This is a genomic window from Candidatus Nitronauta litoralis, from assembly GCA_015698285.1.
Classification (GTDB): Bacteria; Nitrospinota; Nitrospinia; order Nitrospinales; family Nitrospinaceae; genus Nitronauta; species Nitronauta litoralis.
On sequence record CP048685.1, the window covers coordinates 3,665,947 to 3,690,389 of the forward strand.

At 46.0% G+C, this 24,443-nt stretch carries 19 protein-coding genes; 5 read left to right on the forward strand and 14 right to left on the reverse strand.

The window, feature by feature from the left end:
* Positions 1–5: 5 nt before the first annotated feature.
* The 7 genes from folP to G3M70_16860 form a co-directional block, all read right to left on the reverse strand.
* Entirely contained in the window at positions 6–836 is an 831-nt protein-coding gene (gene folP, locus G3M70_16830) for a dihydropteroate synthase (protein ID QPJ63446.1), read from the reverse strand.
* An 80-nt stretch (positions 837–916) separates the two neighbouring features.
* Entirely contained in the window at positions 917–2,839 is a 1,923-nt protein-coding gene (locus G3M70_16835; GenBank protein QPJ63447.1) for an ATP-dependent metallopeptidase FtsH/Yme1/Tma family protein, read from the reverse strand.
* A gap of 80 nt (positions 2,840–2,919) precedes the next feature.
* Entirely contained in the window at positions 2,920–4,332 is a 1,413-nt protein-coding gene (tilS, locus tag G3M70_16840; GenBank protein ID QPJ63448.1) for a tRNA lysidine(34) synthetase TilS, read from the reverse strand.
* A 104-nt stretch (positions 4,333–4,436) separates the two neighbouring features.
* Positions 4,437–5,792 (reverse strand): hypothetical protein, encoded by a 1,356-nt coding sequence (locus G3M70_16845; GenBank protein QPJ63449.1) that lies wholly within the window; start codon positions 5,790–5,792, stop codon positions 4,437–4,439.
* Complete coding sequence (locus G3M70_16850; GenBank protein ID QPJ63450.1) at positions 5,770–6,726, reverse strand: hypothetical protein; 957 nt, start codon at positions 6,724–6,726, stop codon at positions 5,770–5,772. The genes G3M70_16845 and G3M70_16850 overlap by 23 nt, the downstream gene beginning before the upstream one ends.
* 10 nt (positions 6,727–6,736) lie before the next feature.
* Positions 6,737–10,174 (reverse strand): transcription-repair coupling factor, encoded by a 3,438-nt coding sequence (gene mfd, locus G3M70_16855; GenBank protein ID QPJ63451.1) that lies wholly within the window; start codon positions 10,172–10,174, stop codon positions 6,737–6,739.
* 18 nt (positions 10,175–10,192) lie between these two features.
* Positions 10,193–10,582, reverse strand: coding sequence for a hypothetical protein (locus G3M70_16860; protein QPJ63452.1), 390 nt, complete (start codon positions 10,580–10,582; stop codon positions 10,193–10,195).
* Between the two features lie 350 nt (positions 10,583–10,932).
* Between G3M70_16860 and G3M70_16865 the strand changes: the two genes are divergently transcribed.
* Genes G3M70_16865 through G3M70_16875 form a run of 3 tightly spaced genes read left to right on the forward strand, consistent with a single transcriptional unit; the run spans position 10,933 to position 14,021 of the window.
* Complete coding sequence (locus G3M70_16865; protein ID QPJ63453.1) at positions 10,933–11,817, forward strand: carbon-nitrogen hydrolase; 885 nt, start codon at positions 10,933–10,935, stop codon at positions 11,815–11,817.
* Positions 11,814–12,878, forward strand: a complete 1,065-nt coding sequence (locus G3M70_16870; GenBank protein QPJ63454.1) for an agmatine deiminase family protein — start codon at positions 11,814–11,816, stop codon at positions 12,876–12,878. Before G3M70_16865 ends, G3M70_16870 begins: the two co-directional genes overlap by 4 nt.
* A gap of 6 nt (positions 12,879–12,884) precedes the next feature.
* Entirely contained in the window at positions 12,885–14,021 is a 1,137-nt protein-coding gene (locus tag G3M70_16875; protein ID QPJ63455.1) for a glycosyltransferase, read from the forward strand.
* Between the two features lie 3 nt (positions 14,022–14,024).
* On the opposite strand, the gene G3M70_16880 is transcribed toward G3M70_16875, so the two are convergent.
* The gene (locus tag G3M70_16880) at positions 14,025–14,858 is read right to left on the reverse strand and encodes a lytic transglycosylase domain-containing protein (GenBank protein QPJ63456.1); all 834 of its coding nucleotides are present in this window, start codon (positions 14,856–14,858) and stop codon (positions 14,025–14,027) included.
* 128 nt (positions 14,859–14,986) lie between these two features.
* Positions 14,987–15,865 carry a lipoyl synthase gene (gene lipA / locus G3M70_16885; GenBank protein ID QPJ63457.1) on the reverse strand — a complete coding sequence of 293 codons (879 nt, stop codon included), beginning with the start codon at positions 15,863–15,865 and terminating at the stop codon, positions 14,987–14,989.
* Positions 15,866–15,994: 129 nt separating this feature from the next.
* Between lipA and lptF the strand changes: the two genes are divergently transcribed.
* Together lptF and G3M70_16895 are read left to right on the forward strand one after the other, a co-directional pair.
* Positions 15,995–17,299: an LPS export ABC transporter permease LptF gene (gene lptF, locus G3M70_16890; GenBank protein QPJ63458.1), complete on the forward strand. Its 1,305-nt coding sequence runs from the start codon at positions 15,995–15,997 to the stop codon at positions 17,297–17,299.
* 117 nt (positions 17,300–17,416) lie between these two features.
* A complete protein-coding gene (locus G3M70_16895) occupies positions 17,417–18,514 on the forward strand; it encodes a DUF3365 domain-containing protein (protein QPJ63459.1) in 1,098 nt (365 codons plus the stop codon).
* Here G3M70_16895 and G3M70_16900 read toward each other — a convergent pair.
* From G3M70_16900 to cysE, 5 genes are all read right to left on the reverse strand, one after another.
* Positions 18,505–20,148, reverse strand: coding sequence for a CTP synthase (locus G3M70_16900; GenBank protein QPJ63460.1), 1,644 nt, complete (start codon positions 20,146–20,148; stop codon positions 18,505–18,507). The two genes, G3M70_16895 and G3M70_16900, sit on opposite strands and share 10 nt — an antisense overlap.
* Positions 20,149–20,155: 7 nt before the next feature.
* Entirely contained in the window at positions 20,156–20,914 is a 759-nt protein-coding gene (gene kdsB / locus G3M70_16905) for a 3-deoxy-manno-octulosonate cytidylyltransferase (GenBank protein QPJ63461.1), read from the reverse strand.
* A gap of 299 nt (positions 20,915–21,213) precedes the next feature.
* Entirely contained in the window at positions 21,214–22,221 is a 1,008-nt protein-coding gene (locus G3M70_16910) for a tetratricopeptide repeat protein (protein QPJ63462.1), read from the reverse strand.
* Positions 22,222–22,361: 140 nt separating this feature from the next.
* Positions 22,362–23,522 (reverse strand): cysteine desulfurase, encoded by a 1,161-nt coding sequence (locus tag G3M70_16915; protein ID QPJ63463.1) that lies wholly within the window; start codon positions 23,520–23,522, stop codon positions 22,362–22,364.
* A 36-nt stretch (positions 23,523–23,558) separates the two neighbouring features.
* Positions 23,559–24,266, reverse strand: coding sequence for a serine O-acetyltransferase (gene cysE, locus G3M70_16920; protein ID QPJ63464.1), 708 nt, complete (start codon positions 24,264–24,266; stop codon positions 23,559–23,561).
* Positions 24,267–24,443 lie beyond the last annotated feature (177 nt).

Sequence of the window (24,443 nt, forward strand, 5' to 3'; positions counted from 1 at the left end):
TTTTTTTATTCTTCCTTTTCCAAAAAAGCCTGCCCCATCTCCAAAGCACGCCAGGTAGGCGCAACATCGTGAACGCGTATCACATCGGCCCCCTGCAACATCCCAAAAATAGCTGCTACCAAAGAGCCTTCCAGCCTTTGTTCAACCGGCAGACCCAGCACCTTCCCGATAAAAGATTTTCTGGAAGCCCCCAGAATTACAGCTTTGCCAAGTTCCTTGAATTTTTTCAGATTGGCAACCAGCCTCAGATTATGCTCCAGATTTTTTCCGAATCCAATTCCAGGGTCCACAGCAATAGCATCCTCTCCAACACCAGCTTGCTCCGCAGTTTGAATCCCGTTTGAAAGAAAGTTTTTTATTTCCGAAAACAGGTCCTCATAAACCGGACTGTCCTGCATCTTAAGAGGGGTACCTTTCATATGCATCAAAATTAATCCGGCATTATGTTTCGCAATAATATTCGCCATTTCAGGATATCGCGAGAGCCCGGTGATATCGTTAATTATATCAGCCCCATTGTCGAGAACCATCTCAGCAACTTCAGGTTTATAAGTATCAACCGAGACTTGAACCGTAAACTGTTTTTTAATTTCTTTTACAACAGAATTCAATCGCCCCGCTTCCTCTTCAACACTGATGGGAATAGCACCCGGCCTTGACGACTCAGCGCCAATATCAATGATATCGGCACCCTCCTCCACAAATCGTTCGGTCGCCTTTAATGCCATGTCCAAACCCTGATTCCGGGACTGACGATAAAACGAATCCGGGGTGAGATTAAGCACCGCCATGATAGCGGGGCGGTCTCCGGGTTTAATTTTTAGTTGCACTGGCATATCAAATCACGAAAAAAAGCTCCCTCCCGCAAAGGGAAGGAGCCGATAATTTCGATACTTTAGTTCCATTAAATTCAGGGTCAGGCAGGGGAAGGATCTGGCATACCACCGCCCATCAATCCATCACCATCGAGAATGTCCTTAATTTTACTATCCTTGTCGTCCTTGGCCGGAGCCGATGCGGAAGGTGGAGGATCTTCAGTAGATTTGGGCGATTTTCCGTCGATAATCTCTACAATTTCATTAAAATCGAGAGTTTCACGATCGAGTAAAGCCTGTGCGAGCCGCTCAAGAGCATCCAGATTTTCAGTCAGGATATTTTTGGCAGTATTATATCCACCCATGACCAATCCTTTAACTTCCAGATCAATGAGCTTCGCGGTTTCATCACTAAAGTTCTTAGCTGAAGACAGGTCTTTTCCTAGAAATACCTGCTCTTCTTTTTGACCATAGGTAATCGGTCCCATCTTGTCACTCATACCCCATTCACAAACCATTTTGCGGGCAAGGTCGGTTGCCACCTCAATATCGTTCCCCGCACCGGTTGTCATTTGACCCAGGCAGATTTCCTCTGCGAGACGGCCACCCATCAGGATTGCCAGACGGTTGTAAAGATAACTCCGGAGGTAGGTGTGCTGGTCTTCTTTAGGCAATTGCATGGTCACACCCAATGCCCGGCCCCTTGGAATGATGGTGACCTTGTGAAGAGGGTCTGTATCCGGAAGCTTGTATGCCACCAGCGCATGACCTGCCTCATGGTAGGCTGTATTTCTTTTCTCTTCTTCGGTTATCACCATACTGCGGCGCTCAACCCCCATCATCACTTTGTCTTTCGCATCTTCAAAATCAGCCATGGTGACCGAGTTTTTCTCATTGCGCGCTGCCAGCAATGCAGCTTCATTCACCAGGTTGGCAAGATCCGCTCCAGTAAACCCTGGTGTGCCTCGCGCGATGGTTTTGAGATGGACATCGTCGGTAATGGGAACATTTGCGGTATGTATTTTAAGGATAGCTTCACGTCCTTTGATATCAGGTTGTCCAACAACAACCTGCCGGTCAAACCTTCCAGGACGTAATAAGGCCGGGTCCAGAACGTCCGGACGGTTGGTGGCGGCAATCAGGATGACACCATCATTATTTTCAAACCCGTCCATTTCAACCAGAAGCTGATTGAGTGTTTGTTCCCGCTCATCATGACCACCACCCAGGCCCGCGCCACGGTGTCGGCCCACCGCATCAATTTCGTCAATGAAAATAATACAAGGACTGTTCTTCTTCCCCTGTTCAAAGAGGTCGCGGACACGGGAAGCACCGACACCAACAAACATTTCCACAAAATCAGAACCGCTGATGCTGAAAAACGGTACATTGGCTTCACCCGCAATGGCACGTGCAAGCAATGTCTTTCCAGTACCCGGTGGGCCCACCATCAGAACACCTTTGGGGATTTTCCCACCAAGTTTGCTGAACTTTTGTGGCTCTTTCAGGAATTCGATGATTTCGTGAACTTCTTCCTTAGCCTCATCACAACCCGCTACATCCTTAAAGGTGATTTTCTTTTTAGCTTCGTTGAGCAGGCGAGCCTTGCTTTTTCCAAAAGACAGCGCTTTGCCTCCACCAGATTGCATTTGGCGCATGAAGAAAATCCAGATGGCGAGCAATAACAGCATTGGAAACCAGGAGATCAATGCACTCAAATACCAACTGGTTTGTTCTGGTGGTGTGACCTCTATGCGGATTCCATTTTCTCTCATAATTTTTATAAGATTCGGGTCCTCCTCAGGTGCAACTGTCTGGAAGGTGGAACCATTGGCATATTTGCCGACAATCTGGTTGCCCTGCATCACCACTTCTGAAACCTCACCCTTTTCAACCTGATTCATAAACTCGCTGAAAACCACAGGTGGATGGTTGCCGGTTCCCTGGCCCATTATATTGACTACGCTGATCAAAATGATGGCAATGATCAGCCAAAGTGCTAGATTTTTATATACTTGATTCAAAACGGACTCCTTCTTAATCAGTATTCTATCTTACCTATGATAGCACAGGAATTGTGGGTTTGGTCTGGATCAGGATTAAATCACTCAAACCCTTCCAAACAAAGGACTCTTTTGGTTTCTGGCTGAATTTTGACTGTTTCTGATATTTGATGACCATACACCCAGATAATATTTCCAGAACCATCCGTCAAGACAGGGATCTGCGGACGTGCCTCTTTGGGGATTTTTCGATCAATAAACCACTCTTTCAGCTTTTTCCTGCCTCCCGCGCCCAATGGCCAAAACTTGTCTCCGGGAAGGTAACAACGCATTTCGATTTTATTTCCAATAGAATCCAAATCCAGGAAAGCCTGATTGGGTTTCACTCTATTAAATTCTATCTTTTGTGATTGAATCTTTGCTCGAAAGGTCACCTTTCCGGGTTCAAACCAGGTTTCACCCGGAATTTGCAATAATACCGACGAATACAAATTTTCATCCTGAAAATCAGGCGCATTACGATTCAATTTTGAAAAAACCAAATCCCCTTTATCCAGCGAAATTCTGGTATCACCAGGAAGCACGCAGGCCCCGACTGAGTTATCGGATAGCAACTGGCAGACCTGCTGAACGTGGTCAAACTCGACACTCCTCAAATCTCCCTTGATTTCCTGTATGGCAAAACGCAAGACTCTATTAAGAATCGCAGGATGAACACTCTTCAGTTTCCCGGCAGGAAGAGTCAGTATCGACCCTTTTCTAGAACTTAGTCCCTGGAAAAACTTTTGTGCTTCTTCAGACAAAAATGATTCATCCCACTGTAACAGCTGAGCCATCTTTCCTAATTGTTCTTTAAATCGAGGAGCAAAATCAGATTTGATATGAGGAATCAACTCAAGCCGGACTTTATTTCTTAAATAAGAAGTATCCAGGTTCGAGGAATCCTCACGAAAAGTTGCTTTTCGAGCCCCAAGGTAATCCAGAATTTCCTGTCGGGAACAATTAAGAAGAGGACGGACGAAAAGGCCGCTTTTCCCTAGAATCCCCCCCAGTCCCTGCAATCCAGACCCTCTTAAAATATTCATGATCACGGTTTCAGCTTGGTCGTCCTGATGGTGTCCAAGAGCGATTAAAGTATAATGATGCTCTCTTGCTATTTCAGAAAAAAACTGCTGACGGCATTTTCTTGCCCCCTCCTGAAACGAATACCCTTCCCTCTCAGCCCAGTCTTTCACGTCCATCGCCTTGACATGACATGGCAAATGAAATTCATCAGCAAGAATCTGGACAAATTCCGCATCTTTATTCGATTCCTCACCACGCATTTGATGATTAAGATGCGCGACTCCGAGGGAAATATTTAATTTTGCAGAAAGCCCACTCAATACGTGAACAAGTGCGGTTGAATCAGGTCCGCCGGAAAGGGCCAATAAAACTTTCGAATCTTTTGGAAAAAGATTATCCCGCTGGCAATTTTCCAGCACAAACCGCTCAAATGTGGAGGGATCATTCAAGAAGTTTTGAACTCCTAACAGGGCCCGACCGCGCAAAAAAAAACACCCAGGGTCGGCCAGGAAACGAATATGTTGAATTTTAAATACTTATATCGTGAGTGATCTTACAACTTACTGAGAAGCTGCTTCTTTTTCTTCTGATAATCAGCTTCAGAAATAATATTATCATCTCTCATTTTTTTTATACGTTTCAATTCCCGTTGGACCTTGGCAAACCGGGATTTACTTTTGGAAACTGGTTTGCTCTTTTTCTCAACCTTTTCCGCCACCTGATGCTGAGCAGCAGATTTGCCTTTTACAGAAACGGTCAAAGGAGCAAAAATGGAATCCGGATCGATCTTTTTTTTCTGACTCCCGGAACTTTTACCCGGTCTGACTCCAGAACTTTTGCGGTTTTTTAAAGGAGGAAGTTTTTCTTTTTGGGGTCCTCTTCGCGCCAGCCTGGACCGCCGCTTTTTTTCCGGAGGTTTTTTCCCGTCCAACAATTTTTCAATAAATGCAGACTTTCTCAGGTCCCGCATATAACTTTCATAGTTTGTTTGAAATTTTTTGGACTTCAAAACATTCTCTATCTCAGGACGAACCTCTTCGAATGGCTTGGTACCACCCGGTTTCACAGCATCCACCTTCACAATATGGATTCCATAAGGGGTTCGAACCAGATCACTGACTTCCCCGGCTTTCAATGAGAAAATCACATTTTCCAGATCAATCACCATTTTCCCGCGCTCAAGATAACCCAGGTCCCCGCCTTCGCTAGCCGAGACATCTTCCGAATATTTTTTGGCCAGTTCCTCAAACTTTTCACCATTATCCAGCATCTGTTTGACTTGAGCCGCAGTCTGTTTTTTTTGGTCCTTTTGTTCTTTCGTCAATCCCTCATCGAGGATAAACAGGATATGCCTGGCTTTTACTTTCGGGGAAAGGCTGAAATCTTTTCTATGCTTGCGGAAATAATCCCGCACCTCTTTTTCTGAAACTTTAGTGCGATTTTTTACCTGAAACCCAACCACTTTGGAAACCAGAATCTGTTTTCGAATTGTTTCCTTGTATTGCTCCATTGTCGTGGATTCTTTTGAAAGCATTTCTTCCAACTGGTAATCATCAATCTTATTGGATCTTTTAATGTCATCAAGCGCCTTCATGATCTGTTCTTCTTCAACGCTCATTCCGAGCTTTTTTCCATCCTGGATTTGAAGCTTTTCATCCACCATCCGGTCCAGCATCATTTCCTCCAGACCTTCCTTTGGAAGCTTGTCCAGCATCCCTGCCTGGCGGTACCGGTTTACCTCTGCAGTGAGTCGCTCCTCCAGTCCACTTAACGTGATGATTTCGTCATTGACCTTCGCCACCACTCGATCTAACACTTCACCTTTCGCGGCAAAAGTCGACCCTCCCAGCAACAGCAGGCAGATTTGAACCAAAATAATTTTGGTATTAATTGATTTGCGCAAGGACATTTTGATCAATTTCAATTTTGGCCCGTTTTCGGATACCGTCCAGCCATTTTTGAAACGCTCCCTCCTGGGACTCTTCCAACAGTTTGGCATAGATCCCTTCGCGCGATTCTTTCAGGCTTTTCTGACTGGCGGGTTTCTTATCAACAACCTTGAACACATGAAAACCATAGGGAGTCCTGATGATTTGACTTACCCTCCCAATTTTGAGCTTGAATATCGGATCAAACTCTTCCGGCAAAGTACCTTCCTCAATATACCCCATATCGCCACCCTCCATCGCTTCGGGCGACTCTGAAAAATCTCGAGCTAACTCTGAAAAGTCAGTATCTTTCTCCAACTGCTTGATAATTCTTTGAGCCAACTCTTCTTTCGTGACCAGAATGTGAAGGGCTCGTATTCTTTCCCCACTTTTAAACTCTTCAGGATGTTCCTTAAAGTAGCGTTCAATATCCTTGTCACTGATATTTACTTTACTATTCACAACTTCCTGGATCAATTTTTTTATAAGAAGACGACTTCTGAGTTTCTGATCCCACTCTTTTCCTGAAACTTCCACTATTTCAAGTGATTTTTCAAACGTTCCCGGAGGATAACCTTCCATAAACTCCAAACGCATCATATTCAGCTCTTCATCAGAAACGGCAATATTATTTCTCTTTGCTTCCTGACGGAACAAAATCTCTTCAATCAATTGATTCAGTGTATTTGTCTTTAACCACAATATTTTATTCGGGTCTAAAGGTTCATTGGTGCCGATCCGGAATTTCTTCTTGGATAGATTTAAGTTTCTAGTCAATTCTTCAATAGAAATTTCTTCTCCGTTTACACGCGCGACCCCTCCCGCAGGTGGTTCCTGACTAAGTGTTTCAAAAGGTTGATCACAACCCAGGTGCAATAGAGCAGCCAATATTATTAATGCGAAAAGACGTTTCATTCGGTTTTGTTTAACTTTCGTCGTCCAGGGTTTCACGGATTTGTTTGAGACAATCAAGAATTTGCCGGGCGTTTTCTTTCCAGCCTCCTACATCAACCGTAAGAATCATTTGGAATTCACCCAGTATGGTGAGTCTTTTCCCAAGTAATGGAGCCAGTTTACCAGGGTCAATTGGGGTGCCTTTCTCTATTTGAAAGCTTACCTGATTCCGGTTCAGTCGCGCATTCGAAATATGGAGCAATTGGCATAACAGGCGAATTTCTATGAGGGTCTTTAATTTCTCAACCGGTTCCGGAAGAGCCCCACACCGATCCTTCATCTCCTTAATTATCCCGGTCAGGCTTTCCTCATGAACCACCATTTGCAGCCGCCGATAAAATTCAAGACGCTCGTTAAGTTCAGGAATATAGTCTTTGGGTATAAAACCCCGTATCTGCAGATTTAATTCTGTTTCAATCCGGGTCTCGATTTTTTCACCTTTTAATTCACGTACGGTCTCTTCCATCATCTGACAGTACAAATCAAATCCAATCGTGGCAATCTGACCTGACTGGTTTTTCCCAAGCATATTCCCGGTCCCCCGTATCTCGAGGTCCTTCGTAGCGAGTTGAAAACCCGCTCCCAGCCCGCTCATTTCCTCTATCGCTTCCAGTCGTTTTCGAGCATCATCGCTGACAGAAGTTCCAGGTATCAGGAAGTAAGCATAGGCTTGATGCTTATAGCGCCCCACCCTGCCCCTTAACTGATACAACTGGGCCAATCCAAATCGATCAGCCCTGTTGATGATAATGGTGTTCGCATTGGGTATGTCGAGACCGGATTCGATAATAGAAGTCGACAACAGCAGGTCAAGTTCCCCATCGAGAAATTGGCGCATGGTCTTTTCCAGCATTTGCTCCTGAAGCTGTCCGTGGGCCACACCAATTCGAACTTGCGGCACCGCATCCTGAATCAGTTTGGCAATGGAATGGATCCCCTGTATCTGGTTGTGCACAAAAAACACCTGCCCGTTTCGATCAAGTTCGCGCAGTATGGCATCGCGCACCACCTGGATATCAAATTTTCGAATGTAGGATTTTACTGCCAGCCGGTCGCTAGGCGGTGTTTCGATAACACTCAGATCACGTACCCCCATCAGGGAAAAATGGAGGGTCCTGGGAATCGGGGTGGCAGTCAGAGTAAGAATATCGACTGAAGCACGCATTTTTTTCAAATGCTCTTTATGCTTCACTCCAAATCTCTGTTCCTCGTCGATTACCAGTAAACCGAGGTTGGAAAATGTCACGTCTTTTGAAAGCAGACGATGGGTACCAATAATTATATCGAGAGCACCTTCTTTCGCCTTTTGAATTGTTTTCTTTTGTTCTGCTGGCGTCCGAAACCGGCTGACCATATCAATCGAAACCGGCCAACTTCGGAAACGTTCCCGGAAAGTATTGAGGTGCTGCTGGGCCAGGATGGTTGTCGGAGCCAGAACCGCCACCTGCTTTTTATCCAGCACCACTTTAAAAGCCGCGCGCATGGCGACTTCTGTCTTGCCATAACCCACATCACCACAAATCAACCGGTCCATTGGCTTATCATTTTCAAGGTCATTTAACACATCTTCTATGGCACTGATCTGATCTTCAGTCTCGACGTATTCAAAGCTGTCTGAAAACTCCTGCATTAATACTGGATCCTGCTTGTACACATGGCTGGTTGAAAGCTGTCGCTCCGCGTAAACCTTGACCAGTTCCCGCGCCATTTTCAGAATAGACTCTTTTGCCTTTTTCTTTTGGCGTTTCCAGGCAACTGTTCCCAGCTTACTAAGAGGCGGATGAGAATCCCCCGCTCCTGTGTATTTTTGAACCGAAGCGAGGCCGTCCATTGGGATATAAAGTTTCTCATCTCCAGAAAACAATATCTCCATGAACTCACCGCTCCCCAAACCGGTCTTAAGTTCTTTGGTCTTACTGTATCGACCGATCCCGTAATCGACATGCACCAGGAGGTCGCCTGCTTGAAGGTCCTGGAACCCTTTGGCAAAGCGAGTCGACCTGGCTCGCCTTCGATGCCGGTGTTTATGAGAGCGGCCAAAGATTTCATGTTCCGCAACAAATACTACGCCCAGTTCCGGCCAATGAAATCCCTGGTGAATCAACCCTGACTCGACCCCCACCGACAGATGCTTGTCGAGAACCAGTTCATTGATTCGTGAAACATGCCCCTTTGTCGGTGCAGCGACTGTTACTTTCTGGTCTTCCTCCTGCCATTGCCTGGCAGAATCAGCAAAGGCATCAAAATGGTTGTATAAGGCTGGAACCGATTTAATATCGAAAGCCACCACTGCACTTTGCTCATCGTCATGCAACTTAAGCGCTGCCATATTTAGTACAGGCTTCTTCCTGAAGTTTTCAAAAAGAACGTCCGTATTTAAAAACAATTGCTCGGGGGGGGCTACCATATCGTTCCGGCTGATGGAGCGGTCGAACTCTTCTTCCACCAATCCGCAAAACTGGTCGCTTTTCTCCTTCACGATATCTGGCTCCTGCATCACCAGAACCGTGGAATCCGGCAAATAATCAAAAATGGACTCCATCCTCTCGGAAAAATAGGGAGCCAGCCATTCCATCCCCGTGAAAGATTTCAGGCAATTGATTTTTTCTGTGAGTTCTTCGATTCGATTGGGCTGAATCCCCCTTAAGTCTGCCTCTTCCCTGAGCTTCTCAATTCTGGAATCTACCTGGTTTTTGTTCAGCACAATTTCATGGACAGGTAAGATGTCGATTGATTGAATCTCTTCAATGGAAATTTGGGAGGTCACATCAAAGTGGCGAATCGATTCAATTTCATCTCCAAAAAACTCAACCCGGACAGGATGGTTGTGTGAGGGTAGAAACACATCCAGAATATCCCCGCGAATCCCGAATTGATTGCGCGTTTCGACCAGTCCGGTTCTTTCGTAACCGTTTTCAGAAAGACAGATTTCCAGCAGCTCTCGGTCAGCCGTATCACCAACCTTCAGGCTATAAGTCATTTGATCCAGCAACGAGCGTGGTATCAGTTTTTGCAATGCCGCTTCCACTGTCAATATCAGGATGGGACATTGCCCCGTACCCAATTTGTAAAGCAAATCGATACGCTCCCCCGAAACCTCACTTAATGGAGACAATGGTTCATAGGGAAGTAATTCCCAGGAAGGGAATAACCGGGGCTGCTGCCTGAGTTTATGGTGCTTCAGAAAAAAACGTAGATCTCCCAACAGGTTTTCTGCGTGCAACGTATCGGGAGCGATGATGGTTAAAGGACGTCGAAAAGCATTCCAGAATTGCGCAAGAAACAAACCTTGCGAGGATCCGGTCAACCCCTCCAGAGTCAGTTCCAGCTGATCTCCTTCAATCAGCCTGCTCAGACGTTCCAGATGCTTGTCTTTAAAAATTTCTTTTGAAGTAACGGAGGAATTCATGAAAGGGAAAGGTGTAAATCAGACCTTTATGCCTTCGGGAAGGAGGTGTTCCCACTTAGGGTCTACGTTGTAAATCTTAAAATTAACAGTCACGATAAAGGAATCAATCTCGTAAAAATTCAATTTATAGTTCCCCCCACCAAACCGCTCCTGCAAATAATCTTTGGTGTTAAACCGGAACGTATTGAACTCTTCCAGAGTGAATTGGGCGATTTCATAAAATTGAATTCCCACACCCTGATTGATTCCAACTAAAAGGGTCAGCCGGACTTTTTCATAAATTTCGGAAAAACGCTGATCCAGCTCTTCCTGGCTGGGATCCCGTTTGAGATCTTTTCTGAGACGCGGCTTGTAATAATCGCGAAATGCGTCCTTGATCCATTGAATGCTGGTGAATGTATCGGTCATAATTTTTTTAATTCCGGACAGGAAACATCAGGCAGGAGATTGTTTCAACCTATTGATTTATAACATATAGCACTGACACTAACAACCTTCCACCTTTCCTGAAAAAGGGTTAACTTGATGATCAGATGGAGTTTAATTATACTCTTTAATTCCTATCTTAATCAGGGTACCTCAGGTTTGGGTATCAGACCATGTTCCTATCCATTTGATTTTGGACGGAAAATTACTGCTACAAGCGATCCCATTGGCAAAAAACTCGAAGTACTTGAGGGTTCCTTATAACTTATCACATATAGGCCGTAACATTTCCCACAATTAAGCCGCCGGGCTAAAAAAGGGTCCCCACAATCATGCCAAATCATGAAATAACATCCACGGTAAATGTTGGACTTATACAAAGGAAGGATCTTGATTCCCTTGATAAAAACCTTGAGGAAACAATAGACAATATCCATCAAGCCGCTGAAGCGGGTGCTAATATTGTCTGTCTACAGGAATTATATAAAACCCCGTATTTTTGCCAGACAGAAGACACTAAAAGGTTTGAGTTGGCCGAAACCATCCCAGGCCCCTCCACCGAGGCTTTTACTAGAATTGCCAAAGCAAAGGATATCGTCATCATTGCACCGCTTTTTGAAAAGCGCTCGGCTGGGGTGTATCACAATACGGCAGTGGTAATCGATGCGGACGGTACTCTCGCGGGTCGCTATCGCAAAATGCATATCCCAGACGATCCCTGTTTTTACGAAAAGTTTTATTTCACTCCCGGTGATCTGGGGTTTCAGGCCTTTGACACCAAATATGGCAAAATCGGCGTTCTCATCTGCTGGGATCAATGGTTTCCGGAAGCAGCCAGGCTGACAGCACTCTCAGGGGCGGATATTCTTTTTTATCCAACAGCAATAGGATTTCAGGAGGAAGACCGCCCGGTTGCAGACAAACAAAGGCAAGCCTGGGAAACCATTCAACGTAGCCATGCCATTGCCAACGGCGTATTCGTTGCCTCAACCAACCGTGTTGGGAAAGAAGGCAGTATCACTTTCTGGGGGCAATCCTTTATGTGCGACCCTTTCGGTGAAGTTTTGGCTCGTGCTTCTGAGGAGGACCCTGAAGTGCTCATCGCAACTTTTGATTTGAATTTAATAGAAGATACCAGACAAGGTTGGCCGTTTTTGCGGGATCGCCGGGTAGACGCCTATTCAGGTTTAAACCAAATTCTCCTGGATACGCCATGACAGAGTCATCCACTCCGCAATCCTGCGGATTCTCCATGCCTGCCGAATGGGAGCTACACGAGGCCACCTGGCTGACCTGGCCTCATAACGAGGAAACCTGGATCGGGTATACACTCGATCAAGTTAAGTCCGTGTACCTTGAAATGATCGCAGCTCTGGCAACAGGCGAAACCGTCAACCTCCTGGTGAATGATGAAGCCATGCAGGAGAAAGCCGCAAAACGCATGGTGCAGAAACAAATCGATCTGGAAAAAATAAAATTTTTTCAGATACCCACAAACGATTCCTGGGTTCGGGATTACGGTCCCACTTTTCTCTCCAGAGAAACCGAAACAGGTGGTACGGAAACCGCCGCCACCCTCTGGAAATTCAATGCCTGGGGAAACAAGTATGATTACCCGCTTGACACAAAAGCCGGCAAAGGGGTCCTGGATAAAATAAAAGTAAGAACATTTGAACCGGAATTGGTTCTTGAGGGAGGCAGCATTGAAGTAAATGGTCAGGGAACCCTGGTTGCAACCCGCCAAAGCCTTCTCGACCCAAACCGAAATCTGGACATCGACGAAAATACAATTGAACAAATTCTTAAAGAGTATCTTGGAGTAACACACATTATCTGGTGTGATGGGCAAGTAGAAGGAGATGATACGGATGGCCACATAGATAATCTCGTCCGTTTTACAGATTCACAAACTGTGTTGGCCCTGGATGAGACTAACGAACAGGATCCGAATCACGACTGTATCGATAAAAACCTGAAAGCACTCAAAAAAGCCACCGACCAGGATGGAAGAGAATTGAATGTGATTTCATTGCCAACACCGGGTCTGGTCCGGGAAGGTGAGGAACGCCTTCCGGCAAGTTATGCAAATTTTTACATAGGAAACAATGTGGTCCTGCTTCCTGTATTTGATCATCCCAATGACAAAGAAGCGGAAAATCTTTTGAGCCGAATTTTCCCGGACCGCGAGGTTATTCCCGTCAACGGAAAAGTTCTCGTAAGTGGTTTGGGCGGACCCCATTGCCTCACTCAGCAGCAACCCATTCAGTTCGACTTTTAGCACAGCATGCCTTTGACCAATATTCTTGTCGTAAATTACAAGCACAAGCCAGGGGGCTATTCGCTCAGGCTTCAAATGAAAATCCAGGCTTATCTGGAGCAGGGCTGGACTGTTCATTACATCGCCGTAAAGCCCTACCCCTATAAGCACAAAAGACTGATCCCCCACATTCTACCTCTACCGTTCAAACGGCACGACACTCCCTGGTTCTGGGCAAGCTTCTTTTTGCTATGCCCATTGTTTACCCTGTACATCGGGAAAAAGGTACAGCCAAAACTGATTTCAGTATTTTCCCCACCTTACGCCTGGATATGCGGACTCCTTAAAAAGTTTTATAAAATCCCGATCGTGGTTTTTCTACGCACCATTCCAAACGAATCACTTTATTCATACAAACAGGCCAGCTGGGCGAACAAAATCGAACATCAGTTGAACGAAAAAGGAATCGAACTTGCCGACGCTGCTATAGCAAATTCGAACACAGTCCTGAAATCCACCAGGGAAAAATACGCCCGACTCACCAAAAAAGCCGGGGTCCTCCCAAACCACCTGCCGGACATTTCAATTGACAGAAAAAAAGCACGGGAATTTTTAAATACTATTTTTGGAATTCAGGAAAAACATTTTGTGATCGCCACCACAGGTAGATTTCACAAAGGGAAAAACATCGAAATCCTATTCTCCACTTTATCCAGGATCGAAAGTGAGCGGATCAAACTTTTGTTATTGGGAGACGGTGAAGAGGTCGAAGAATTAAAATCCCTAGCCAAAGAAATGCAGCAGGATTCCAGGGTAATTTTTTCAGGATGGCGCAACGATGTTACTTCACTTCTACCCGGTACCGATTTATTTATTCTCCCTTCGCTTAAAGAGGGAATGTCCAATTCACTTCTGGAGGCAATGGCCTGTGAAGTCCCCTGCTTCGTAAGTGATATCCCGGAAAACCAGGAGGTCATCTCGCGACACGACCAGAGGTTCCCGCCACATGATGCAGAACGACTGGCGCATATGATCAAGCGGTCGATGGAAGAAAAGTACTATTACGAGCAGATATGCCGCCGAACAAAAGAAGATGCCGACCGATTCCGGTTCGACTGGAAAGCCCGGGTTGTTAAAGCCGTCCAGCCTCTTATCAAAAAATAATCTTTAAATTTTAACATTTAACCGCACCAGGTAGTTGAGCGTTTCTCTTGAGGATCGCCCGGTGACTTCTGGTAATTTTTGTGCCACATTCGCCCATTTGGTTACACCCTCACCTTCGGCCCGGTTTATGGCCTTTGAGATGTTTCCAATTCCTGCATTATAGGCAGCGGCGGAAAATTTCCAGGCCTCTTCAGCTTCAATTCCCTTTTTAACGAATTGCGTGTGTAACCATTTCATATAACGAGCTGCAGCATCCAGATTTGACTCCGGGTGCCAGACAGATCCTTCATTTTTATCTGGCCCCACTCTCAGTCCAAGTTCTCGCGCGGTATCGGGCATCAATTGCCCAAGACCCATCGCGCCTTTTGGGCTAACGGCACCTGAATTAAATTCAGATTCGATCCAGATCATTTTTCGAAACAGGCTTTTTGGCACACCGTGTTTTTCTGCTGCTCGATTTGCCAGAAGCGGAATGGACCTGGGAATATTATTTTTGTACTGGTCAATCTGTTTTTGTATTTCGGATTCTGATTTTGATTTGATCGAATTCAAAGCCTTAATAGTATTTTTGAAATCATAGGGTCTTACATTCGAATTAAAACTTTCTTTCAACCTCGAAAGATCAACACCCTCTGTAGTGTATTTCTGGAGTGGGGGAATTTGAGGATTGTCTGGTAAACCCAAACGACTCTTTTGAAGGAACACCTCAAAGACCTTGGCAATTCTCTTGGAGTCGTTTACCGATGTTCCGCTGATGAGTGCTTTCAAAAGCTCAAATGAGCCAATTTTATCTGGAAACATGACCGTCCGGTTTTTGGCAGAGATGGAACATGCCAATTGAAGAGCAAACCCTGTGCCAAAAAGGACTTAAGTCGCTAAACCCTGAAAAATGAAAAGCTTTTTGTGAACTTACCAGGAGGGGATTTATTCTTGTGACAAATAGATGACGGACTCAGAGGGCTCCTCTAAATCCCCGCTTGCTTTGCCTGTTGATCGGCAAGGTAGGAGCTTCGAACCAGTGGACCCGATTCGACGTGGTCGAAACCGAGGGATTCACCCTCTTCCTTTAATTCCGCAAAAACATCCGGATGAATATAGTCGACCACCTCAAGATGGTCTCGTGTGGGCCTCAAATATTGCCCTATGGTCAGAATCCTGCAGCCGGCATCAAATAAATCCCGCATCGTTTCACTGATCTCCCTTCGGGTCTCGCCGTGACCCAACATAAGTCCACTCTTGGTCACCAATCCGAATTTTCCAGAAGATATTCTGAGTGTTTCCAGAGACCAGTCATAACTGCATTGAGGCCGAACCGTTTTCTGGAGCGAAGCGACGGTTTCAATATTGTGAGAGAGGACATCGGGTTCTGCTTCACATACGGTAGCAATCTGTTTTTCATTTCCGCGGAAATCCGGTATGAGTGTTTCTATTTTAAGTTCCGGACAGGCCTTTCTAACCTGGCTGATCGTTTCAGCCCAGAGCCCCGAGCCACCATCCGGTAAGTCATCCCGATCAACTGACGTGATGACCACGTAGCGAAGATTCATTTTTGCAAGGAGGGAAGCGACTTCCCCTGGTTCTTCAATTCTCGGTGGGTGAATCTGACCGGTAGGCACATCGCAGAATCGGCACGCCCGTGTACAATGATCGCCCAGAATCATGATGGTCAGTGTTCCCGAATTCCAGCACTCGCCAAGATTAGGACAGGAAGCTGACTCACAAACCGTATGTAGGCCGTGTTTACCCACCAGAGATTTTAATTGAGTGTATTCAGAGCCCCCGGGTAAAGGCGTTTTCAACCAGCTCGGAAGCCTCCGGCTTTTCTGAATCGAAAATTGCGTCACGGATTTTCCTTAAATTCAGTGAGTTAGAATAGTATAATCAAAACTTGTCGCAGGAAGGATCCCTCCCAAACTCGGGTTTGCCCTCGCCTAAACCAACTTGGACCCGCCCAGGCAATTGTAACAACGCTTATGAAAATCATCTACAAATACATTGTCCGGGAACTGCTGAAAATATTCATTCTCAGCACTCTTTTTCTTACAGGCATTCTGTTTCTGGACAAGTTGCTGTTTATCGCCAAGCTGATTCTGAGCCGCGGAGTGACTTTCAGTGAAATGAGCCGGATGATGCTTTACATCTCCCCGGCATTTCTTGCTATCACCATTCCGATGAGTGTTCTGGTCGCCAGTGTGGTGGTGTTCAACCAGTTATCCGGAGACAATGAATTTGTAGTCATGAAGGCCAGCGGTTGGAGTTTTCTCTATTTGATGCGACCGGTCATGGCTTTCGCCGTAATTGCCTATATCCTTAATAATCTGGTTATTTTCTATGCTTTGCCCTGGGGGAACTACTCATTCAAAAAAATGGTGTTCGATATTGTACGCCACCGCGCCAACCTTGACATCAAGCCTAACGTTTTTAATCGAGACTTTCGTAATCTGATCATTTTTGCCCAATCCCGCAAAAGTGGATCCGAACTGGGCAACCTGTTTGTTGCAGACACATCAACGCCGGGCTCAAACCGGATTATCCTGGCCAAAAAGGGAGTCATTGTCACCGACCCGGATTCTTTTAAAATTCAACTGCAACTCAGCAACGGAACCATTCACAACACAACCGAACGTGGGCGCAATTATCAGATTCTGAGTTTTGATCGATACGATGTCAACCTTGCCTTACCTAAATCCGGTGTAATTGAGCATGAATTATTGGCCAACAACCGCGAAATGTCCCTCAGTGAACTCAGGGCGAAGATAAAGAAAAAGAAGGAAGAGGGTTATACCGTTTTCCGAGAAGAAGTGGAACTAAGCAAAAAGTTTTCAATACCCCTCACCTGCCTGTTATTTGCACTCATTGGAGCCCCGCTCGGAATTAAATCAAGCCGATCCGGGAGATCCGGTGGCTTTGCCATGTGCGCCTTGATCATTCTGGCTTATTACGTTGGCTTGGTCTCAACTCAAAACCTGGGATCATCGGGAAAACTCCCTGCTCTCTATTCTGTTTGGATTCCCAATATCTTCCTGGCAGTTTTGATGATTTTTGTGGTTTATAAAGCACACAGGGAAATCCCCTTTGTTATCCTGGATACCATCATCGATTTTGTATCCAACCTCGCTGAAAAAGTGGGGCATCTTTTTCAGAATCTTGGCAACCGGAACAGTACTACCAGTTTACGCCACCAGCAAAATGAGACGTTAAGGAAAAAGCAGTTGGAGAAAAGGACCAAGGAAATTTTCAATAAAAAAGTCAGGAATGCAGGCACGGAAAAAACCTGATTTCCAAGAGTTATTTTTCAGAAACACGAATTTTTTTTACTGTCTTTCCAGTTTTCAAAAGATGATAATAGATAGTTGATGAAGCCCAGTTAAAAAAACATCAGTGGGAGGTGCAATATGAAAACCTTTCCCGGTTTATTTTTTATCCTTTCGCTTTTTCCTGCATTTTTCTTTTCCCCTCTTCCAGCCCAAGGGCAGTCACAGCCGCACATCTCTCCCTCGGTCGCTGCAGACTACATTCATGCGGTGATTGAAGCTGACCGGACAATATATTCTGAATTTATTGTTGAACGGTTGACAGAAACGGTCAACCTTCCTGCAACCGAAAACTGGCAACAGGACAACACCCTGTTACTTCCTGCTCAATTTCTTTTGAATGCCTCCAGGCATGTAGAGAAAAATGAATCCGGGTTGCACTACCGGTTGATGAGCCTTTGGCCGATTAATCCTGACAACGGCCCCTCATCTGAAAATGAAAAAGCCGGTTTGGGCGAAGTTTTAAAAAATTCGGATCGTCCCTTCATCTGGATTGGCAAATTTAATGGGAAAACACGATTCAATGCAATCTATCCCGATCTTGCAGTCACAAAAAGCTGTGCCAAATGCCACAATGCCCATCCCAATAGTCCCCGAAAGGATTTTTCAAAAGGAGATGTTATGGGAGGTATCCATATATCCTTTCCTGTGCAACAAAGAACCGGGGATGACAAAGCCAATTCATACACTGTTGCACCCGAAGTGGTTGCGGATTACGTGCACGCAATTCTGGATGCTGATCGTAGTGTTTATGCTGGAACGGTGGTGAATCGGCTTCAAAATAAAGGAGTGATCTATGCGACTGAAAACTGGTGGGAGGAAAACACTCTTCTTCTGCCGGCGCAATTCTTACTCAACGCCTCGGAATTGATCCGACACCGCAAACCAGGTCTGGATTTTAAACTGATCAGCTTATGGCCGATTAACCCTCACAACGGAGCGGCCAATGAGTTCGAAAGCACGGGACTGAAAGCTGTATCCGATCAACCGGTACGACCCTATATAGGTAAGGTGCATATTGGAAATCGCGATTATTTTCAGGCAGTTTACCCTGATATAGCCAATACACCGGCTTGCGTCCAATGCCACAACGGACATGCGAAAAGCCCAAGGCACGACTTCAAGTTGTTTGATGTTATCGGGGGTATTGTGGTGAGTGTTCCTCTGGGTCAAGACTGATGTGCGCTGTGGAACTCCTTGGCGTGAGCGATGAACTCCCGAAATAAGGGGTGAGGTTTTCTGGGAGAAGACTTGAATTCAGGATGGAATTGCCCTGCCAGGTACCAGGGGTGGTCGGAAATTTCAACAATTTCCACGAGGTTACCGCTTGGGGAAATACCACTGATGCAAAGACCGGCTTCTTCGAGTTGAAAGCGGTATTTGTTGTTGAACTCATATCGATGTCGATGGCGCTCTTTAATTTCCCGGAGTCCGTAAGCTTTAAAAGCAAATGAGTCTTTCCTCAACTGGCACGGGTAATCACCGAGCCTCATAGTCCCACCCTTATTTCCGTTTACCTGCTGGTCGTTCATTAGGGAAATGATCGGATGTTTATTTTCAGGAAGAAATTCTGTACTGTTGGCTCCTTCCAGATTGGCAACGTTTCGGGCAAACTCGACTACAGCACAATGCATTCCAAGACAGATCCCAAAATAGGGAACTTTGTTCTCCCTTGCGAAACGGGCTGCATTGACCTTACCCTCGAATCCACGGTCGCCAAATCCACCTGGCACGAGGATCCCATCGCATTTTGACAGACAATCGGTACCCCCTTCTTCCTCCAGGTCTTCCGCTGACACCCAAACCAGATTAATGCGAGTATTGTTGCCAACCCCTCCATGAATGAGCGCTTCACAAAGGCTTTTGTACGATTCTTTTAATTCAACATATTTTCCGACGATCCCGATATTGACAACATCAGAAGTCCCTTCCAACACATCATTGAATTTATGCCATTCCGCTAATTCAGGAGTTTTATAGGTTAATCCCAGTTTTTCCAAAATAATCCTGTCCAGTCCTTCATCATGAAATCGCAGAGGAACCTGGTAAATGGATTTAACGTCAACAGCGTTGATAACCGCTTCCTGTTCTACGTTACAAAAGAGTGCGATTTTCTTTTTGATGTCTTGGCCCAGATTCTTTTCCGCCCGACACAACAGAATATCAGGCTGTATACCAATTTCACGCAACTTTTGAACGCTGTGTTGAGTGGGTTTGGTCTTGAGCTCGTCAGCTGTACTGATATAAGGCACCAGTGTGAGGTGGATATACAAAACATTTCTTGGTGTAACATCAAAACGGAACTGGCGAATGGCTTCCAGAAACGGAAGGCTTTCAATATCCCCTACCGTTCCCCCGATTTCACAAATCACAACATCCACGTCATGACTGACAGCAATGACCCGCTGTTTGATTTCATCAGTAATATGGGGAATCACTTGAACGGTCGAACCGAGGTAAGCTCCTTCCCGCTCTTTTTGAAGAACATCGTAATAGATTCTTCCCGCGGTGACATTGTTTTGTCGTGTCATCCGGGCTGTTGTGAACCGTTCATAGTGCCCCAAATCCAGGTCCGCTTCGGCCCCGTCGTCTGTGACGTAAACCTCACCATGTTGAAACGGATTCATCGTGCCGGGATCCACATTGATGTAGGGGTCCAGTTTCAGAATGGTAATTTTCAGGCCCGCGCCTTCAAGCAAAGATCCGATCGAAGCGGCAGCAATCCCCTTGCCCAAGGATGACAACACTCCACCGGTAACAAAAATATATTTCACCTTTTTACCGTTGGATTTTTTCTTTCCACTTGTCGCCATTAAATCATCACTCCCGGTCTTTGATTAATGTTTCCAGACGAGCTAAATCTTCCGGGCAATCCACCCCGGGGGAAATACTTGAAACTTCGAGAACCAGAATGGAGTGTCCGGATTCCAGAATCCTCAATTGCTCCAGCTTTTCCTTCGTTTCAAGAATCGTTGATCGCATTTGAGTGAACTCAATTAAAAAGTTTTTTCGATAAGCATAAAGACCCAGGTGACGATAGCTTCCTTTTATCTTTTCTTTATCACCCTGGTTTCCATCGCGGTCAAAGGGAATGGACGAACGGGAAAAGTACAAAGCCCGATCATTTATATCCGTAACCACTTTTACCGCGTTTGGGTCGTTAAATTCCTCTTTGGACTTGATCGGTGTTTTCAATGTGGATACTGGAATATCCGGATTGGCTTTCAATCCTTCTACAGCCCGGTCAATAACAAAAGGATCAATCAGAGGTTCGTCCCCCTGAATATTGACTACAATTTCCCAATTTCCACCTGCCGCAACTTCTGCGATCCGGTCAGACCCGGTTTCGTGTTCAGGAGAAGTCATACAGGCCTTTCCACCCGCCTGAGTCACCGCATCCCGAATCCGGGAATCGTCAGTTGCAACTATGACCTCATCAAGACTTGCTGCCCGATCTGCAGCTTCCATAACCCATAGGACCATTGGTTTTCCACCCAACAATGCCAACGGCTTGCCCGGGAATCTGGAGGAATCCCAGCGAGCTGGAATAATGCCAACAGCCTGGGGCTTCTGAGTCATACAAGGCAACCAGATTTAATAATTTGAAAACTTCCTTTTAAGCGGAATCCAGAAATTATCTCCATAGGCTCAGCGCCAGGGATAATCCATGAATTAGCAAAGAGGAAGCGCCTCTGGGATTTCAAGCCCTTTTTTCGGGCCAGTGGTCAGTTTCGTGGAGTGGAAAAATGTCTGATAAATGAAAAGGAACAAACCTTTCCTTTTCACTGGGGAGGATATCTCAATTGGCAATTTGCATCAACCGGATTTTTACAAAGCCCCCCGGTAAAAGTAGTTGTTGCCCACTTTGAGGGGGAAAACTATTTTATTTCCATCAATTGTTTTTGAATCTTATCTCTTACTTCCCCAGGAGGATTCGTTTTCAAAGCCGCTTCCAGAATATCCAGGGCTCGGCCCCGGTCACCTTTTTTAAAATAACTCACACCCAACATAAAGCGGGAATCATGAACCTTGTTGCCCCTCGGGTAATTGTCAATAACAGATTGGAACTGGGCAATAGCATCGTCATACATATCGAGTTTGAAATAGTTGCTGCCAATCCAGAACAGGATGTTGTCCTTTAGATGACTCGGAGGACTTTTTTGCGAAAACTCCTGGAACTGCAGGATGGAGCCATCAAAATCCCCAGACCGGTAGGCATTGAGAGCCTGCGTGTAGGCTGCAGGTAGTCGGGAACCACCACGAGATGCTCTTGAATGCGTGCGCGAAGTAGACCTCGAAGCTGATGCCATGGACATGGCCCCTTCTTTGGTCTTCAGACGGGAAATTTCCTGGTTGAGTTGACTGACTTCACTTTTCAATCTTTCAATTTCCGGCTGTATCTCTGCGGCCTGTCCTGTAACCCCGCCCATGGAGTTTTCCAACTGGGTCTGAGCCGCAGTAAGTCTCGGCTCCATTGTCTGGATGATCTCCTGCAATTCACGTACACGGGTAATCAAGGCCTCCTGCTGCGCCTGCAAGGTTTCGACATCTGTGCGTAACTCGTTGGAACCTGCACTCTGGTTCACACTGGCAAACCCTCCTCCTCCCGAACCACTGTCTTCGGGGTCGTCAAAACCAGAGTCATCAAATCCGCTATCATCGGAAACACCACCTGATTCGTCATCAGCAAAAAAACCATCCTCATCACTGGATGCCTGCTGTTCTTCATCAAATTCAGATGCATTCTCATCACCAAACTCCTGTTCGAATGCCAGGTCTTCTTCGCTTTCATCATCTCCGATCCAGGGAATGTAACTACAACCGGAGAAAGTGAGGGAAATGGCGCAAAGGCCGATAAGCGTAAGGCGGGAAATATTATGCAACATGGTAGGCTCCAACAAGGGGTGAGACCCCATTTTTATTAGGCTTTATTGTATGAATTTTGCGGATTTTTGTCAATTTTGAATTTTAACAAATTTAAACAAATTTAAAGTCTCTATTTCCTGACTATGAATCAGTCCGGTTCTCAGGTCGTCGCTGTTGCCCGACCACGGATAGCCTCTACAGCACCGCAAACCACTTTAAGGACCCGCTTCATATCCTCCGCACTTGTTCCCCTCCCCAAACTCATCCGCAAGGTACCTTCTATAATATCCTCAGGAACCCCGAGTGCGGTGAGGACCTCGGATGGCTGAGTAACTCCCGATGAACAGGCTGTGCCGGTAGAGACAGATATTTCCTCGACATCCAGCCGGACCAGCATGGATTGCCCACTGATCCCCTCAACAGCAAAACTAAGGGTGTTTGGGAGTCCCTTATCCGGGTCCCCGTGGACCCTGACGCCTTGAATTTGTTGCCGCAGGTCTTTGTGAAACTGGTCCCGAACCTGCCGTACTCTTTTCGACTCCTCATCCAAAATTCCATCAGCAATTTCGGCTGCACGTCCAAAACCAACAATTCCTGCTACATTTTCAGTTCCTCCCCGCCGTTTTTTTTCCTGGCCGCCGCCAAAGAGAACAGGAGTTAAAGCAGGAGTTCCTCTTTTAATCCATAAAGCCCCGACCCCCTTTGGGCCATATATCTTATGGGCCGATAACGAAAGCAGGTCTACCCCCAAAGACTCGACATCAAGAGCAACCTTGCCGGCACTTTGCACGGCGTCGGTGTGTATCAAAATGCCTCGATGCCTGGCAATTTCTGAGATTTTGGAAATATCCTGAATACGCCCAACTTCACTATTAGAATGCTGGATAGAAACCAGAATGGTGTCTTCCCTTAGAGCTTCCATCACTGATTCCGGTTCCAGATAACCCGTATTGTCTACAGGAAGATAGTCTACCGAAAAGCCCTCAGCCTCTAATTGACGACAAGGGTTGAGCACCGCCGGGTGTTCTATAGCGGACGTAATAATATGCCGTCCTTTTTCTTTTAAAGCGTGAGCTATACCCAGGATGGCGAGGTTATCAGATTCCGTTCCACCACTGGTAAACACCAGTTCAGTTGGGTGAGCTTGTAAAAGATTCGCTACTTGCTCGCGAGCTTCATCCAGTTTAACCCTAGCTGCTCGCCCTCTGGAATGCACGCTGGAGGGATTTCCAAAATTTTCTTTTAAAATTGGGAGCATATCGACTAGAACCTCAGGTGCTAAAGGAGTAGTCGCGTTATAATCAAGGTAGACGGGTTTCATTTAAAAGACGTGGGAGAAAAGATGTTAAAAGAGAGATCAGGAACGAGGCTTGGGAATGATGACAGTTTCCTGGGTATGAGCCGTTGCAGCTTCAGATGACAATTCTTCAACCTTGCCCTTAAGTGCTTGAATATCCCGTTCCATTTGAGGCAACCGATCAAGAACAGCTTCAATGGCCTGCGCCATCGGGTCACGAAACATTTCTTCCGGGTCCTCCTGGTCGGCGGACACGCCTGAGAACACCACACGGCCGGGAACTCCAATCACCGTGCAATACTCGGGAACATCCTGGACAACCACAGAACCTGCACCGATCTTGGCGTTTTTTCCGACTGTGACCGGTCCCAGAACATGGGCTCCGGCACCAATAACTACATTGCCCAGGATGCTTGGGTGTCTTTTTCCCTTGATCATACTAAGTCCACCAAGAGTCACACCCTGATACATAAACACATTGTCACCAATCTGGGAGGTTTCACCTATAACCACACCAGCTCCATGGTCGATAAAAAAGTGCCGCCCTATCTTCGCTGCCGGATGGATCTCAATACCCGTAAACCAACGAGCCAAATAGGAAATAAACCGGGCCAGCAGCCTGAGGCCCTTCCCCCATAGCCAGTGACTCACACGGTACCCCATCAATGCATGGACACCGGGGTAGCACAGCAAGACCTCGAGGACACTTCTGGCAGCAGGGTCCTTTTTTAAAGCTTCTTGAATGTCTTCCCGGATTTGTGAAATCATGTTTCCAGTAGATCTTTTGTTTTAGAAGGAAATTGTTAATCCCAAAAGGATCTTTAAAAAAAAGCTGTCCATCTCCTCATGAATCATGAGGTCGAACTACTCTCAAATTCCCTTGATTTTCCTTACCCTATTATATCCTCTAGACCCTGACAACGGAATCCAAAAAAAAACCGGAAG